The organism is Alienimonas chondri (assembly GCF_013036045.1).
Taxonomy (GTDB): Bacteria; Planctomycetota; Planctomycetia; order Planctomycetales; family Planctomycetaceae; genus Alienimonas; species Alienimonas chondri.
The window spans coordinates 1-16,192 of the sequence record NZ_WTPX01000017.1; the positions used below are offsets into that span (position 1 = coordinate 1).

Here is a 16,192-nt window from a genome sequence, read left to right on the forward strand (position 1 = left end):
GGCTGACGGGCGGCCGAGACCCACTCCGCAGCGGTCGCCAACAGCGGGGTCACGGCGAGCGCCGCGGCGAACAGCGGACCCGCGACGGCGATCGGCGCCGTCGTCCGGCGGCCGAGCGCCCAGGCGCCGACAAGCCCGCACAACACGGCGGCGCGTCCGCCGAACGTCACCGCGGGATCGCCGCCGAATCGCAACGTCCACTGCATCCATACGCAGGCGAGCGCCCCGCCGGCCAGCGCCCCGGCCGCCGCGGGGCCGGTCGCGGCGTGTTCCGTGGCAGCCTGCCAGGCACGATTCGCCGCGGTCTGCGTAACCGTAGCGAGGCGGGTGAGGGCGGGTGGGATCCGCGTGGCGTCCGTGCGCACGGGGTCGACTCGAAAGATGGGGCGTTCGGGGAGAACCGGTCGTTGTAGAACTCCCTTCGGGCGCGAGGGAAGCCCGCTTCCATCCTGCCTTCGACAGTTCCCTCAACCGTGTGTGTGCTCCGCGGTCGGATAACGGCCGTCACGGACTTCGTCGCAGTATGCGGAGGCAGCCTCCGTCATCACGCCGGCGAGATCGGCGTACCGCTTGAGAAACTTCGGTGCGAACCCGGGATTCATCCCGAGCATGTCCGCTCCCACCAGGACCTGGCCGTCGCAGTGCGGGCCGGCTCCGATGCCGATCGTGGGAATGCCGACGGCCTCGGTCACAGCCTTTGCCGCGTCGCCGTGCATCAGTTCGAGCACGATCGCGAACGCCCCGGCCGCTTCGGCTCCGACGGCGTCGGCCACCAACGCCTCCGTGTCCCGCTGCACCCGATGACCGCCGACGACATGCACGCTTTGCGGCTTCAACCCGATGTGGGCCATCACCGGTACGCCCGCGGTGACGATCGCGGCGATCGTCTCCGCGTGGTCGGAACCGCCCCCCTCCAGCTTGACCGCCCCGCAACCGGTCTCCTTCAGCATCCGCCCCGCATTGCGAACGGCATCCGCGATTCCTGTCTGATAGGAGAGAAACGGCAAGTCTGCGATCACCAGCGCCCGCCCGCCGCCGGCATCGCGACCGCGAACGACGGCCGCGGTGTGATAGACCATCTGATCGACGGTCACCGGCAGCGTCGTGTCGTGTCCCTGCACGATTACCCCGACGGTATCTCCGACCAGCAAGGCGTCGACGCCGGCGGACTCGAACAGCTGAGCGGTCAGGGCGTCGTAGGCGGTCAGCACCGCGAGCTTCCGCCCTTCCGCTTTCGCGGAGAAGAACCGCGGAACCGTCACGGGCTTCCGAGGAAGGGCGTTCGCTATGGTCGGAACCGAGTCATTCATGGTCCCAGTGTACGAGAAGTCGGCAGCCCGACGATCACCTAGCTCGCCTGCTTCGGAAACGCCCAGTCCCGACAAGCCGAAAACAATCACTATATCCAGATACACGCCAACAACTTACGGCCTGGCGCCGGTATTCCGACCCGTGACCGGCCCCGCGATTGCGTGATTGTTCCAGCCGTCCCTCGCCCGTGAGCCGGCCCGCAATCGGGCGAGGTCGACGCGGCCCCCGGCGACGTCATGTCGTCGGGGGCTTGTTTTGTGCGCAGGCCGATCTGCCGTCAGCGTTGCGCGACGGCCGTTGTCGGGGTTCGACGGGCGAACTATCGTGCCCCGCCCCACCGCGTCCGCCCCCGCCGCGCCCGATTTGGACGCGTCCGACATCGGCCGCCCGACCCGGGTTCACCGGGCGGTTGGATTGACCCGCATTTGAGACAGGACGGTTCCCTGATGTCAGCCCCCACCCCGGACGAAGGCCCGGTCGAATTCGGCTCCGAAGTCGAAAAGCTGGTGATCGTCGGCAGCGGCCCGGCCGGTTGGGCGGCGGGGATCTACGCCAGTCGGGCGGAGCTGCATCCGCTCTGCTTCGAGGGGGCGAACTCCGCGGAGAACTACGCCAACGGCACCCTGCCGCTCGGTCAGTTGGCGCTGACGACCGAGGTCGAAAACTTTCCCTCCTGGCCGGCCGGCGATCTCTCGCAGTATCTCGAGACCGCCTTGACGGACAAAGAGCGGGCGATGCTGCCCGACGGCGGCCCCGATCAGGAGGCGATCACCGGTCCGCAGTTGATGACGCTGATGCGGCGTCAGGCCAAGAACTTCGGCACCCGCGTCGTCACCGACGACGTCGCTAGCGTCGACTTCAGCCAGCGGCCCTTCACCCTCACCACGGCCTCCGGCAAAACGGTGCAGGCCCATTCGGTCATCATCGCCACCGGCGCCCGGGCGAATTACTTGGGCCTCGACAGCGAGCACGCTTACAAGAACAAGGGCGTCAGCGCTTGCGCCGTTTGCGACGGAGCGTTGCCCCGGTTCCGCGGCAAGGGCGTGGTGGTCGTCGGCGGCGGCGACAGCGCGATGGAGGAAGCGACCTACCTCACCAAGTTCTGCGATCCGGTCTATATCGTGCATCGCCGGGACGAGTTCCGCGCCAGCAAGATCATGGCGGAGCGCGTGCTGGCCAACGAGAAGATCACGGTGAAGTGGAACTCCGTCGTCGACGAGGTGCTCGGCAGCGACGACGAAGGCGTCAACGGCGTCGTCATCCGCAGCACCAAGGACAGCGACCGCACCGAAACGCTGGACGTCAGCGGCTACTTCGCCGCGATCGGCCACACGCCCAACACGGCGTTCCTCGACGGGCAACTCGAGACGACGGACAAGAAATACCTCGTCTGGACGGTCCCCTTCCGCACGAACACCAGCGTGGAAGGCGTGTTCGCCGCCGGCGACGTGGCGGACGACTACTACCGCCAAGCCTGCACCGCCGCCGGCACCGGCTGCATGGCCGCCCTCGACGCGGAACGCTGGCTCGGGGCGCAGGGGATCGAGTGAGCGACGCGACGCCGGTCACATTGCGACGCGACCTCCGGTACGCCTGCCCCGATGGTGCAGTCGAGGTGATGGCCCGCCTCGGCGTCGATGCGAATTCCGACTATTTCACGGATCAGAGTTGGGAGCACACTCACCCTTACACGGAAGATCGCCACGCTCACCTGCCGGCCTACCTCGTACTTCTCGCCGATGGCGAATTGTCGGACGAGGGAAAGCGAGCCCTTGGTAGCTTCGTGTTCCATTCGTTGGAAGATGCCTATCGCTTCATCGCGCCAACCGACGAGACATGGCAATTCGCTCAGGGAACGATCCGACTTACTCTTCTCACATTGTGGAGAGATCGAAGCATCCACGGGTGGGAATTCCTTTACTGGGCCTGTTGGGATAGGCAAATCGAAGAGTTGCACGAGGATCCTGATGAGTGGTTCATGCTCACGCGAGTTCTTCGTCTCGAGCAGCAGTTCGATCTCTCGACGCTCATCACCGAGCCGTAACGCAGAGGCCCCGCGGGGCCTCTGCGTTACTCTGTACTGATGAAGACAGAGCAGTCCCCTCCCCTCGTCGGCGTCGTCATGGGGTCGCGCAGCGATCTGCCCACGATGCGGGCCGCCGCGGAGATCCTGAAGCAGTTCGACGTGCCGTTCGAGGCGGAGGTCGTCTCCGCTCATCGCACGCCGGATCGGCTGGTCGAATACGCCAAGCAGGCGGCCGATCGAGGACTGAAGGTCATCATCGCCGGGGCCGGCGGGGCGGCGCATCTTCCGGGGATGCTGGCGGCGAGCACGACGCTGCCGGTGCTCGGCGTGCCGGTGCAGTCGCGGGCGCTGAGCGGACTCGATTCGCTGCTTTCCATCGTGCAGATGCCGGGCGGGGTGCCGGTCGGAACCCTCGCCATCGGCACGAGCGGGGCGAAGAACGCGGCGTTGCTCGCGGTGCGGGTGCTGGCGTTGTCGGACGAATCCCTCGCCGCGAAACTGGCCGACTATCACGCCGACCAGACCGCCTCCGTCGCCGCGACCCGCGAGCTGACGGATGAGGATCTGTTCCCCCCGGAGCAGGCCGGTTGACGGCGTGAGACCGGAGCGCAAGCTCCGGCCGCGTGTTCCCGCCTCACTTCCGGAGCTTGCGCTCCGGTCTCACGCCCGGTTGCGATGTCCGACGCCCTGCCCCCCGGTTCGACCCTCGGCGTCCTCGGCGGCGGACAGTTGGGGCGGATGTTCGCCCACTCCGCCCAGCGACACGGGTATCGGGTGCATTGCTGGGCGCAGGACGTCGACGAACCGGCGGTGCGGGCGTCGGACGTCCGCTCGATCGCGCCTTTCGGCGACGAGGCGGCCCGAGAACGCTTCGCGGCGTCGGCCGACGCGGTCACGGTCGAGTTCGAAAACGTCCCCGCCGCGACGCTGCGGAAGCTCGCCGGGTTTTCGCCGCCGCGGCCAGTCCGACCCGGCGCCGACGTTCTCGCCGTCGCTCAGGACCGCCGCAGGGAGAAAACAGCCGCAGCGAACGCTGGCTTCGCCACGGCCCCCTGGCGGGAGGTCAGCACGAAAGAACAGGCGACCGCGGCCCCCACTATCGCCCGGCCGGCGATTCTGAAGACGGCCCGCGACGGCTACGACGGCAAGGGACAGGTGCGGCTGGGCGACGGCGACGATCTGCTGGCCGCGTGGGAGTCGCTCGGCGGCGTCCCCTGCGTATTGGAGGGGCGGGTGGAGTTTGCCCTCGAACTGTCTGCGATCGCCGCCCGTTGGCCGGACGGAACGGTGCGGGTGCACGGCCCGTTCGAGAACGACCACGTGAACGGGGTGCTGGACCTCACCCTTTTCCCGGCCCGGGTCGACCCGGTCGTCACCGCGGAGGCGATACGCATCGCCGCGGGGATGGCAGAGGCATTGAACGCGGTCGGGCTGCTGACGGTTGAGTTGTTCCTCACCCCCGCCGGCGATCTGGTCGTCAACGAACTCGCCCCCCGCCCGCACAACAGCGGACACGTCACGATCGAAGCCTGCGGCGTGAGCCAGTTCGACCAACAGGTCCGCGTGACCGCCGGCCTCCCGCCGGGGGACCCCAGCCCACGCAGCGCCGGCGCGATGGCGAACCTGCTGGGCGATCTGTGGCCCGCTTCGCGAGGAGAAACTGGCGAACCCGATTGGGCGGGGATGCTGCACGACTTCCCCGACGTCGCCCTACATCTCTACGGCAAGGACGACGCGAAGCCGGGACGCAAGATGGGGCACCTCACCGCGACCGCGGGCGATCCGGAGGCTGCTGCGAGGCGTGTGCTCGCCGCCCGGGAGCGACTGACGGCATCGGCCTGAATGAGCCCCGACCGTCAGGGAGGCGGCCGCTCTGCCGCGTTCAATAACGACCGAGCTGCCCCGCGGGAGGGAGCTGAAAATCGAACTCGTGTGAGCGGCCCACTCCCTGACGGTCGGGGCTCGACGCCGACCATCGGTTCACTCGACGGTCACGCTCTTCGCCAGATTCCGCGGCTTGTCCACGTCGAGCCCCCGCAGCACCGCGCAGTGGTAGGCGAGCAGTTGCAGCGGCACGCTGGTCACCAGCGGGGAGAGCAGCGGCTCGGTCTTGGGGACGTATAGGCACTCGTCCGCAATGCGGCAGACCTCGGTGTCGCCTTCGCTGACGACGGCGATCACGCGGCCCTTGCGGGACTTCACCTCCTCGATGTTGCTCAGCACCTTCTCGTAGGTGTGGTCCTGCGGGGCGATGACGACCACCGGCATGCCGTCGTCGATCAGGGCGATCGGGCCATGTTTCATCTCCGCGGCGGGCAGTCCCTCGGCGTGGATGTAGCTGATTTCCTTCAGCTTCAACGCCCCCTCCAACGCCGCGGGAAAGTTCACGCCGCGGCCGAGGTAGAGCCAGTTGTCTCGCTCGACGAGCTTCTCCGCGAGCGCCTTCACTTCGTCGTCGAGGTCGAGGGCGGTGCGGATCTTGTCCGGGATCGTCATCAGTTCCTCAGCCAGCGCGACGGTACGCTCCGGCGAAAGGTGCCGACGTCGGCCGAGGTCCAGGGCCATCATCGCCAGCACGGCGACCTGCGCGGTGAACGCTTTGGTGCTGGCCACGCCGATCTCCGGCCCGACGTGCAGGTAGACGCCGGCGTCCGTCTCCCGGGCAATCGTGCTGCCCACGGTGTTCACCACGCCCAGCACGCGGGCGCCGCGGGTCTGCACTTCGCGGAGGGCCGCGAGGGTGTCCGCCGTCTCGCCCGACTGGCTGACGGCCACCGCGAGCGTGTTCTTCAACACGATCGGATTGCGATACCGCAGCTCGCTGGCGTACTCGACTTCGCAGGGGATGCCGGCGAGTTCTTCAAACAGATACTCCCCGATCAGCCCGGCATGCCATGCCGTGCCGCACCCCATCAGCAGCATGCGTTCGGTCCGCGGCAGCTCGCGGGCGATCAGCGACAGTCCGCCCAGCGTGACCTTGTCCGAGCCCTCCCGCAGGCGGCCGCGGAGGGTGTTGGTGAGGGCGTCCGGCTGCTCGTAGATCTCTTTGAGCATGTGATGCTCGAACCCCGTGTGGTCCAGCTCCACATCCTCGATCGCCATCTCCAGTTCTTCGAATCGCTTCTCGACCGGCACGTCGTCGATGGTCCCGGCGGTCATGCCGTCCGGGCCGAGGCGGACGATCTCGTCGTCGTCCAGATAGCTCACTCGGACCGCCTGCCCGGCGATCGCGGCGGCGTCGGACGCGATGAAATAGGCGCCGTCGGCCTGCCCCACCAGCAGCGGCGAACCGCGGCGGGCGGCGATCAGCGTGTGCGGGGCGTCCGGGGAGACGACCGCGATCCCGAAGGTGCCCCGCACCTCCAACAGTCCCCGGCGGACGCTTTCCAGCAGGTCGCCGGTCTGGCTGTAGAAGAAGCCGACGAGTTGGGCGAGGACTTCAGTATCCGTCTCGCTGCGGAAGGTGACGTCCTGCTTCTTGAGGAAGTCCCGGATCGCGGCATGGTTCTCGATCACCCCGTTGTGAACCAGCACCACCTTGCCGGCCGCATCGACGTGGGGGTGCGCGTTCTCCTGTGTCGGGCGACCGTGCGTCGCCCAGCGGGTGTGGGCGATGCCGAGCGAGCCGCGAACCGGCTGTTCGTCACAGAGATTCTTCAGGCGTTCCACCCGCCCGACGGAGCGCCGCAGGTCGAAGCCGTCCTCGTGCACGGTGACGAGGCCGGCGCTGTCGTAGCCGCGATATTCGAGCCGCCGCAGACCGGCGAGCAGCACGTCTTCGGCTTCCTGATCGCCGAGGTATCCCACAATCCCGCACATCGGTGGCGTCCCTGATCGTTGCTATTGAAGGCGGCGTTCGGCCCCGGATCAACCCCGGGTTCGTCGCAACCTAGCACCGGAACGCAACCCCGACCACATCCAGTTTCTCATCGGACCGCGCAGACGAACGCCCCGCCGCGAAGGGGATCGCGACGGGGCGGGCGATCGACGGCGAGGCGAGCCCCGCCCAGCCGGTCGGCGTCAGGCGTTGACCGTCTCGCGGACCTTGTTCTTGGCGGCGTCGGCGACGTTTTGAGCCTTCGATTCCGCTTTGCCCTTGAGGTGATCGGCTTCGCTCTCGGCTTGTCCTTCGACGTTCTGGGCCTCGGACGCGGCTTTGTCGGCGACCTCGGCGGCGGCCATTTTGGCGCCAGACGTGGCGGCGTCCGCCACCGCGGACGCCCGGCCCTTCAGCCCGGCCGGATCCAGTCCTTCGGCCTTTGCGGCGTGGCTCAGGTCCGAACCCATCTGACGACCGGCGTTCTGCGCGAGGTGCGCCGCCTTGTCGACGAGATCCTTCGGGGTGAGACCCTGGCGTTCCATCTCGTCCAGCGTCATGCCCATCGCCTGGGCGGCGGACTGCTTCGCCTGGTGAAGAACCGCTTCGGCGGAGTGCCCCGCCTGATCGACCAAGCGATCGCGGGACGGCCCCATCAGACGGTTCTCCGCCCGGGTGCGAGGCACGACGAACCCGGCCAACAGGCCGGCGGCGAGGAATCCGAGGCCCACGGCCAGCGGGTTCTCCTGCACGCCGCGGTCGAATCGATCTTTGGTGGCTTCGTAACCGTCCACGGTTTTCTCCAGGGCTTGATGGCCGAGCGCGCCGGCCGAGTGATAGGCGTCCTCCGCGAAGTGCGAAACGGACGAGGAAGCCGAACGTGCCGCGTCGGCGATCGCGGAACCGGAATACAACAACGCCCCGGTCGTGGCGTGGTAGCAGTTGCCCGTGCAGTCGGCGACGTAGTCGGCAGCGTGATAGGCGCCGTCCTTCACCTCGGACCCGGCGTGCAACAGGGCACCGGTGGCCGCGTCGTACACGTTGCCGGCCGTCACCTTCACGCTGCGGCCGGCCTCGCGGGCGGCATGAGCCGCGGCGCTGCCGGCATAGAGGAACGCGCCGGTGGTCGCGTGATACACGTTCCCGGCCGCGTCGGCGAAGGTTTCGCCGGCCTTCACGACGCCGTCCTTCGCTTCCGCCCCCGCGTGGAGCAGGGTGTCGCTGGTCGCGTCGTAAACGTTTCCGGCCGTCACCTTGACGTTCTTCCCCGCGGAGCGAGCCGCCTCCGCGGCGCTGCTCCCCGCATATAGCAGGGCGCCGGTCGCCTTGTCGTACACGTTGCCGGCGGCGTCGGCCGAGGTTTGCGCGGCGGAGAACGTCCCGTCCTTGGCCTTGCTGCCGGCATGCAACAGGGCGCCGGTGGCCGTGTCCGTCACGCGACCGGCTTGCACCGTCACGTCGCGGGAGGTGTTCGCCGCGTACCGCTGGACCGTAGCGCCGGCGGAGGCGGCGGTGTCCGCGGTCGCCTCGGCTCCGGAGGAGAACGCCCCCGAGACGGAACTCACCGCGGCGGAGAGCGAGTTCGCCACGCTGGTGCCCGCGGCGGCGATCTGGTTGCCGGCCTCGTCGTACCAGTGCCCGGCCGCATCGCTCCATGAACCGCCGGAGGAAGAGGAATCGGAGCTCGTGGCCCGCGGGTTCCGATAGCCGGCGCCGTAATTCTCGCTGTACGGGAGACCGGTGCGGGCGTCGACGTAGGAACCGCTGTACTGGCGAGGCTCCGGGTTCCCCTCGTAGGTCCAGCGGCGGTACTGCCGGCGGGCGGTTTTCTTGAGCGGATCTTCGAAGAACGCATAGGCGAGGCCGGCCGCGCAAATCGCCGTGGCGGTCGGATTCTCGCGAATCGCATCGCCGACCGTACTGATCAGCTTCGATCCCGACTTGTAGACGTCTCCGAACCCGAGCAGGTCCGCGGGGCCGCTGGCGACCGTCCCTTCCTGCCGGACCTGGACGCGGGTGCCGTCTTCAAGCACGCGCTCCTCATAGACCGGCTGTGCGGTCGTGCGAGCGGCCGCGGAGGTCGTGCCGAGACCGAACCAGCTTTTCGCGAAATCGGCGGCGTCGTCGATGAGGGCCGCGGGACGCAGCCGTTCGCCGAGTTGGTCGAGCGTGCCGTCCATCTCGGACCGCGTCCGGGCGATATCCGCGCGGATTTCTCCGCTGGAGGTTTCCTCCGGGTAGGCCGGCGGGGTGGCCGGGTTGGCCGGCGAATCCGGCCGCTGAGCCGCTCGCTCGGGCGGAACGCCGTCGGTGTACGGCTTGGCGTTGGGTTGAGGGGCAGTATTCATCGGGGGGTGACTTTCTGTTTAAGCTCTTGGATATCGTGGCCGACGTGCCGGGCATCCGCCTTCACGCTGGCGATCGTCTGGTTCGGCACCGGGCTGGTGGACGAGATCTTGTCGACGGCCGACCTGATCAAGAACGCACCGATCGCCAGAGCGAGGGCCGGGACGCCGACGAAGCCCACGGCCCCGGCGACCCAATGGACCCATTCGTCCGCGTCCTCGCCGCCGCCGATCGCGATGACTACGAAGTACGCCGCGGTCGCCAGAGCGAGCAGCAGAGCCACCGCGGACGCGAACGCCAACGCGGCTCCGGCGGCGATCTTTCCGGCGTTTCGACCGTAGATCGCAGCCTTTTCGGACAGTTCCGTTTTGGCGAGGGCGACTTCCTGCCGGACCAGCGTGGTGCTCTCGTCCCGCAGGTCTTTCAGCAAGTCAGCGAGTGAACGGCCGTCGTCACGGGTGGGCGGCGGCGGTGCGGTGGGGGCGTCGATGGACATGTGGGGAGAGGGACTGAGAACGGCGGAGAGAGGCTGGATCGATAGGCCGAAGCCGGACTATTTGGGATTCGCAGGCACGACGGTGGAGGTCTCTTCCAGCACCGTCACCGCGCCGCGGTTCGGAGCGGGATTCGAAAGCCGCGCGGGGGCGCCGCCGTAACCGCCGGAGGTGCTGCCGCTGTATCCGCCGCCGTACTGCGGGGGGGCGTAGCCGGAGCCCGTCGAGGAGTTCGAGGCGTAGCTGTGGGACGAGGATTCGGAACCGCGGGTGCTCTTGAAGAACCGAGCCAAGCCCAGTCCGAGCACGAACATGCCGCCGAGCACGACCTCGGGATGGCGACGGGCGAAGTTCTCCGCCTGATCAATCAGATCGCCGGTGTTGCGACTGTCCAGGTAGCTCCCGAAGGACTGCACCTTGTCCGCGGCGGCCCGCACGACGGGGGCGGCGGGGTCGTCGTTCTTCTCCAACTCTTCGGCGGCCTTGGAGATCGCGCTGCCGTAGGTGTTCACCTCGCCGGCCGCTTTCTTCTTGCCGGTCTCGGTGGCCTCGGCCACCCTCTGCCGCATGAAAGACTGAGCTTCGGCGGCCTTGGCGTAGGCTTCCTGTTTCGCAGAACCGACCAGGTCGCCGGCGCGGTCTTTCGCCTGCTTAGCGGCGTCGGACAAGGCGGCGCCGGCCTGATCCACCGCGGCGGACGCTTCAGAGCCGGCCTGCTGGGCGGCGTCGGTCGCGGCGGACTTGGCTTGGGCAGTCTTCTGCGAAAGCTCGTCGCGGCCGGCGGCCAACTGGTCCTTAGCCTTGTCGGTCGGGGGGGGCTGGGTAGCGGGCATTGTTCGTCGGATGTGGTTCGGAATTCTGTTGAGCGGTAGGCCGGCGGGTCGGCCTCTGCGAAAGGCGAGTCGGCCTCCGTGGCATGCAGAGAGTCAAATTCCGTGCCAAACTCCAAAATCCGTATCAGAAGCGGTTCTGATCCCCGCCGATGGTCGCCCCCCGGCCAGGACGGCCGGGCGTCGCACAGCCACCGCTGTTGCCCGAGCCGGCGATCGCCGACAGGATGCCCCGGACCCGCAAACTCTTCTCAATCCGCATCGCGATCGATATGTCCTCGTCTGATCCCGGCTCCACCGGCTTTTCCGCGTTCGATCCTGCCACCGGGGAAGCGCTCGACGCCGACTTTCCGATCGCGACGTGGGCCGTGTTGGACGAACTCGCCGGGAACGCCGCCGCGGCGTTTGAAGTCGGGGCCGAAGCGGACACGGTCGCTGCCTTCTTGGAGGCGTACGCGGACCGGATCGACGCGAACGCCGCCAGCCTCGCGGCCGTCGCGGCCCGGGAGACCGGGTTGCCGGAAGAAGGTCGTTTGAAGAACGGCGAGATCCCCCGCACCAGCGGGCAGCTTCGGCAGGCCGCCGCCGCGGTCCGCGACGGAGCCTGGGCGCGACCGACGATCTCCGACGGCAATATTCGGTCGATCCTCGAACCGCTCGGCCCGACGGTGGTGATCGGTCCGAACAACTTCCCCTTCGCCTTCAACGGCGTATGTGGCGGAGACTTCGCCGCCGCGATCGGCGCCGGCTGCCCGGTGATCGCCAAGGGGCACCCCCATCACCCCGCCACCTGCCGCGATCTGGCGGCGTTGATGAAGGAAGCCGCAAAGGCCGTCGGCCTGCTGGACGGGTGGGTGAGCTTCTTTTACGACTGCACACCGGAGGACGGCTTGAAGCTGGTCCGTGATCCTCGGATCGCGGCGGTCGCCTTCACCGGATCGCAACGGGCCGGGCTGTCGATCAAGGCCGCGTGCGATGAGACCGGCACGGTCGGTCACTTCGAACTCGGCAGCGTGAACCCGCTGTTCATCCTGCCGGGGGCGTTGGAGGAGCGAGCCGAGGAAATCGTCGACGAACTTACCACCAGCGCCCTGCTGGGCGGCGGACAGTTCTGCACCCAACCGGGGATCGTCGTGCTGCCGGCGGGCGAGGCGACCACCAAGTTCGCCTCGCAGCTTCAAGAGAAGTTCGATGCCGCCCCGACCCCGCCGCTGCTCTCGGAAGCGGTGGTGACGGGACTCGAAGAGGGAACCAAGACGCTGCGGAAGGCCGGGGCGAACGTGCTGCCCTCGGCGCCGTCCCCCGACGAACCCGGTTATCGCTACCCGAACACCGTGCTGGCCGTCCCCGGCGAGCGGTTCCTCGAAGACCCGAACGCCTTCCAGACGGAGTGTTTCGGCCCGGCCTCCCTGCTGGTCACCCGCACGGATGCGGAGCAGCGCCTCGCCATCGCCCGCACCCTGCATGGGCAACTGACCGCGACGATCTACAGCGACACCCACGGCGCCGACGACGCGGAGTACGGCCCGCTCGCCGCGATCCTGCGTCGCAGGTGCGGCCGGTTGTTGAACGACAAGATGCCCACCGGCGTGGCGGTCGTCCCGGCGATGAACCACGGCGGCCCCTATCCAGCCAGCGGACATCCCCACTTCACCGCGGTCGGCATTCCGGCATCGATGACGCGTTTCACCCGCCTCGCCTGCTACGACAACGTCCGCAACGATCGCCTCCCGGCGGCATTGCGGGACTGAGCCGATGACCGGAAGCCCGCTGCTCGACGCCGTCCTCGGTCACTTCGCGGGCGGCGGGGCGTTCTTCACCGCTTGCGGTCTGCTGCTCGTCGCCGTCGGCCTGCGATTGCGGGCGGGGTTCGCCCGCGATGCCCCGGCCGGGCGACGGGCGGAACGATGGAGCCGCGGCGGCGTGTTCGCGGCCGTGCTGGGCACGCTGCTGCTGATCTTCAGCGCCGCCCCGCTGCCGCGGTGGTGGTACGGGTTCGCGTTCTGCATCACGGCGTGGTGGACCTTCGCCGCCCGCCCGACATGGCAGGCGGGCTGGCGATACGGCTCCGCGGCGACGCTGTCGGCGTGCGTGCTGTGGGGAGCGGGCTGGGAACTGTCGTGGCGACTCCCGCCCACCGTCCCGCAGGCGGCGGAGCGGGAACTCGTGGTCATCGGCGACTCCCTCACCGCCGGGGTCGGACGGGAATCGGCGCTTTGGCCGGAGCTGCTGGGCGAAACGCACGACGTCCCCGTCATCGTGCGAGCCGTCCCCGGCGCCCGCGTCTCGAATGCACTGAACGATCCCGGTTGGGACGTCCCCGAGAGCGGCGGCGTGCTGCTGCTGGAACTGGGCGGGAACGACGTTTTGGGCGACACGAACACGGGAGCGTTCCGTTCCGATCTGCGCACGCTGTTGGAGCGACTGAAACGCCGGGCCGCGGAGCGCGGCGGGACGGTCGTCGCCGTCGGGCTGCCGCTCCCGCCGATGCATGGCGCCTACGGGCGTGCCCAGCGGGAGGCCTGTACCGCGGCGGGCGTCCCCCTGATCCCCCGGCACGTGCTCGCCGACGTGCTGTTCGCCCCGCACGCGACGAGCGACGGCCTGCACCTCACCCCCGCCGGCCACGCGGCGATGGCGGAGGCGATCTGGGCGGCGGTCGGTGCGGCCTTGCCTCCTCCCGCAAGCACTCCCCCTTCGATGGAAGTCGCACCTTGAGATACGGAACGATGTCGCACGCCGGACATCCCCATGCCCAAACGTCGGTCGCCTCTCCGGGCGCCCCTCCACTCGCCAGAGGTTCCACATGCTCCTCAATCTTGCAGCGCATCTGAGTCTGTGGACGTCGATTTCGATGCTCGTGCTGGGCGGAGAGCCGCCGGCGGCTTCGCCGGCCGATGACGCGCTCCCAAGCGGATCGCAGGTCGAGAATGGCGGCTCGATGTTCGCCCCGCCCCCGCGATTCGTCGGCGACGATGGCGACTATCGGTCTCCACTCCTCTTCAATGACGGCCGGCCGGTGAAGACGCCCGCCGAGTGGACGAAGCGTCGACAGGAGATCCTGCAGGACTGGCGACGCCTCCTGGGGCCCTGGCCTCCCGTCATCGAGCGCCCGCGGGTCGAAACGCTGCGCACGACGCAGCAGGACGGCTATGTGCAGCACACGATCCGCTTCGATCTGGCGCCGGGACATACGACGGAAGGCTACCTGCTGATTCCGCCCGGGGAGGGCCGACGCCCCGCGGCGCTCGTCGTGTTCTACGAGCCGGAAACGGCCATCGGCGAGGGCACGCCGCACCGCGATTTTGCCCGTCAACTGGCTCGTCGGGGGTTCGTCACGCTTTCGGTGGGAAAGCAGCCGTCTCTCTACTACCCCTCCCGAGACGACGCCCAGCTACAGCCGCTCTCCGCGTTGGCCTACGGCGCGGCCAACGCGTACCACGTTCTCGCGTCGCGACTGGAAGTGGACGCGGATCGCGTCGCCGTCGTCGGACACTCCTACGGCGGCAAATGGGCGATGTTCGCGGCCTGCCTGTACGAGAAGTTCGCCTGCGGCGTCTGGTCCGATCCCGGTATCGTCTTCGATGAGAGCTTTTCGGACGTCAACTACTGGGAGCCCTGGTACCTGGGCTATGAACCGACCCCGCCGTCTGCAGAGTCGTCGGACGAGTCCGCGGACGATCTGGACGATGATGTCCCGCCGTCGCATCGACGCTGGGGCGCCGGCCGTGCGCGGGCCGCTTCCGGCGTCCCCACGCCGGAGAACCCGGCGTTTGGACTCTATCCAAAGCTCATGAGGCAAGGGCGGAACCTGCACGAGCTGCACGCCCTGATGGCGCCGCGGCCGTTCCTCGTGTCCGGCGGCGCGGTGGATCCCCCCCGACGATGGCAAGCGCTCAACCGCAGCGTCGCGGTGAATCGCCTGCTCGGACATGAGAACCGCGTCGCGATGACGAATCGCGAATCCCATGCGCCGGACGACACGTCAAACGCTCAGATCGCGGCGTTCCTCGAACGATTCCTTCGCCCCGAAGCCGAGCCGCAGACCGGCCGGTAATGCCGTTCGCCGCGGCGGTCATCGAAGAATTGATCAACGGAAGCGGCCTCCTCAAAACAAACTCGGCCGTCGATCGCGGGCTGCGAGCAACGGGTCGCCTCCCGAGGTCGATGAAATCGAACGGGACGTTCCCCCATAGGGTCCGTCACCCTGCCGGTGGGGGCGATGCTCGGGTACTCTCCGCCGCCGCTCCCACCGCCACGCCTCTCAAGTCTCTCCCATGGAAGCCGGCATCGTCGGTCTGCCGAACGTCGGCAAGTCCACCCTGTTCAACGCCCTCACCCAGGCCGGGGCGCTCGCCGCGAACTACCCGTTCGCCACGATCGAACCGAACGTCGGCGTGGTGCCGGTGCCGGACCCGCGATTGGACGTCATCCAGTCCTTCATCACCTCGCAGAAGGTAATCCCCGCCAGCGTGCGACTGGTGGACATCGCCGGCCTCGTGAAGGGCGCCAGCACCGGCGAGGGACTGGGCAACAAGTTCCTCTCCCACATCCGAAACGTGGACGCCGTCTGCCATGTCGTGCGGTGCTTCCAAGGGGAGGTCACCCACGTCGACGGCGACGTGAACCCAGTCCGCGACATCGAGACGATTCAAACCGAGCTGCTGCTCTCCGACCTGCAAATGGTCGAATCGGCGAGCCTGAAGTCCGCCAAGCTGGCCCGCGGGGGCGACAAGGAAGCCAAGGCGAAGCTCGCCCTGCTGGAGCAGGTTGGGGCCGTGTTGAACGAGGAGCAGCCGGTGCGGAGCCTTCAGTTGGAAGACAAGGAACAGCGCAAGCTGCTGCGGGGCTTCGCGTTCCTGACGGCGAAGCCGGTGCTGTACATCGCGAACGTGGACGACACCGACCCCGCCGGCGAGGGTCCGCTGGTGCAGGCGGTTCGGGAGTTCGCCGCGAAGGACGGGGCGGACGTCGTGCCGGTGTGCGCCCAACTCGAAAGCGAACTGGCGGAGCTGGACGAGGAAGACCGGGCGGAGATGTTGGAGGACGTCGGTTTGGACGAGCCGGCGCTCGCGGCCCTCAGTCGGGCCGCGTATCGCACGCTGGGGCTGCAAAGCTTCTACACGGCCGGTCCGAAGGAAGTGCGGGCCTGGACGGTGCCGGTCGGCGCCACCGCCCCGGAGGCCGCCGGTCAGATTCACACCGACATCCAACGCGGCTTCATCCGCTGCGAGACCTACAGCGTCGCGGACCTGGAAGAGTTCAAAAGCGAAAAGGCGATCCGCGAAGCCGGCCGCCTGCGGGTCGAAGGGAAGGAATACGTGATGCAGGACGGCGACGTCTGCCACTTCCTGCACAACGGCTGAGC

14 protein-coding genes are annotated in these 16,192 nt (G+C 68.3%); 8 read left to right on the forward strand and 6 right to left on the reverse strand.

The window, feature by feature from the left end; all coding sequences use genetic code 11:
* Both LzC2_RS04240 and panB read right to left on the reverse strand, forming a co-directional pair.
* On the reverse strand, positions 1-365 hold a 365-nt coding region (locus LzC2_RS04240; protein WP_171184108.1), incomplete at its 3' end, for a hypothetical protein.
* Positions 366-467: 102 nt separating this feature from the next.
* Positions 468-1,310: a 3-methyl-2-oxobutanoate hydroxymethyltransferase gene (gene panB, locus LzC2_RS04245; RefSeq protein ID WP_171184110.1), complete on the reverse strand. Its 843-nt coding sequence runs from the start codon at positions 1,308-1,310 to the stop codon at positions 468-470.
* 447 nt (positions 1,311-1,757) lie between these two features.
* On the opposite strand from panB, the gene LzC2_RS04250 reads away from it, so the two are divergent.
* From LzC2_RS04250 to LzC2_RS04265, 4 genes are all read left to right on the forward strand, one after another.
* Positions 1,758-2,861, forward strand: coding sequence for an FAD-dependent oxidoreductase (locus tag LzC2_RS04250; protein WP_171184113.1), 1,104 nt, complete (start codon positions 1,758-1,760; stop codon positions 2,859-2,861).
* Positions 2,858-3,355 (forward strand): hypothetical protein, encoded by a 498-nt coding sequence (locus LzC2_RS04255; protein ID WP_171184116.1) that lies wholly within the window; start codon positions 2,858-2,860, stop codon positions 3,353-3,355. The genes LzC2_RS04250 and LzC2_RS04255 overlap by 4 nt, the downstream gene beginning before the upstream one ends.
* Positions 3,356-3,433: 78 nt before the next feature.
* Entirely contained in the window at positions 3,434-3,928 is a 495-nt protein-coding gene (gene purE, locus LzC2_RS04260; RefSeq protein ID WP_315854527.1) for a 5-(carboxyamino)imidazole ribonucleotide mutase, read from the forward strand.
* 84 nt (positions 3,929-4,012) lie between these two features.
* Positions 4,013-5,179 (forward strand): 5-(carboxyamino)imidazole ribonucleotide synthase, encoded by a 1,167-nt coding sequence (locus LzC2_RS04265; protein WP_171184120.1) that lies wholly within the window; start codon positions 4,013-4,015, stop codon positions 5,177-5,179.
* Positions 5,180-5,317: 138 nt separating this feature from the next.
* On the opposite strand, the gene glmS is transcribed toward LzC2_RS04265, so the two are convergent.
* The 4 genes from glmS to LzC2_RS04285 all read right to left on the reverse strand — a co-directional run bounded on the left by glmS (position 5,318) and on the right by LzC2_RS04285 (position 10,827).
* Positions 5,318-7,156: a glutamine--fructose-6-phosphate transaminase (isomerizing) gene (glmS, locus tag LzC2_RS04270; RefSeq protein ID WP_171184122.1), complete on the reverse strand. Its 1,839-nt coding sequence runs from the start codon at positions 7,154-7,156 to the stop codon at positions 5,318-5,320.
* A 201-nt stretch (positions 7,157-7,357) separates the two neighbouring features.
* The gene (locus LzC2_RS04275) at positions 7,358-9,502 is read right to left on the reverse strand and encodes a DUF3618 domain-containing protein (RefSeq protein WP_171184124.1); all 2,145 of its coding nucleotides are present in this window, start codon (positions 9,500-9,502) and stop codon (positions 7,358-7,360) included.
* Positions 9,499-9,996, reverse strand: coding sequence for a phage holin family protein (locus LzC2_RS04280; RefSeq protein ID WP_171184125.1), 498 nt, complete (start codon positions 9,994-9,996; stop codon positions 9,499-9,501). The genes LzC2_RS04275 and LzC2_RS04280 overlap by 4 nt, the downstream gene beginning before the upstream one ends.
* A gap of 57 nt (positions 9,997-10,053) precedes the next feature.
* On the reverse strand, positions 10,054-10,827 hold the full coding sequence (locus LzC2_RS04285) for a flagellar assembly protein FliH (RefSeq protein ID WP_171184127.1): 774 nt from the start codon (positions 10,825-10,827) through the stop codon (positions 10,054-10,056).
* 269 nt (positions 10,828-11,096) lie between these two features.
* On the opposite strand from LzC2_RS04285, the gene LzC2_RS04290 reads away from it, so the two are divergent.
* The 4 genes from LzC2_RS04290 (at position 11,097) to ychF (ending at position 16,190) form a co-directional block, all read left to right on the forward strand.
* A complete protein-coding gene (locus LzC2_RS04290) occupies positions 11,097-12,575 on the forward strand; it encodes an aldehyde dehydrogenase family protein (protein WP_171184129.1) in 1,479 nt (492 codons plus the stop codon).
* A gap of 4 nt (positions 12,576-12,579) precedes the next feature.
* A complete protein-coding gene (locus LzC2_RS04295) occupies positions 12,580-13,542 on the forward strand; it encodes an SGNH/GDSL hydrolase family protein (protein ID WP_171184132.1) in 963 nt (320 codons plus the stop codon).
* A gap of 223 nt (positions 13,543-13,765) precedes the next feature.
* A complete protein-coding gene (locus tag LzC2_RS04300; protein ID WP_246254743.1) occupies positions 13,766-14,881 on the forward strand; it encodes a dienelactone hydrolase family protein in 1,116 nt (371 codons plus the stop codon).
* Between the two features lie 220 nt (positions 14,882-15,101).
* The gene (gene ychF, locus LzC2_RS04305) at positions 15,102-16,190 is read left to right on the forward strand and encodes a redox-regulated ATPase YchF (RefSeq protein WP_171184136.1); all 1,089 of its coding nucleotides are present in this window, start codon (positions 15,102-15,104) and stop codon (positions 16,188-16,190) included.
* The last annotated feature ends 2 nt before the right edge of the window (positions 16,191-16,192 follow it).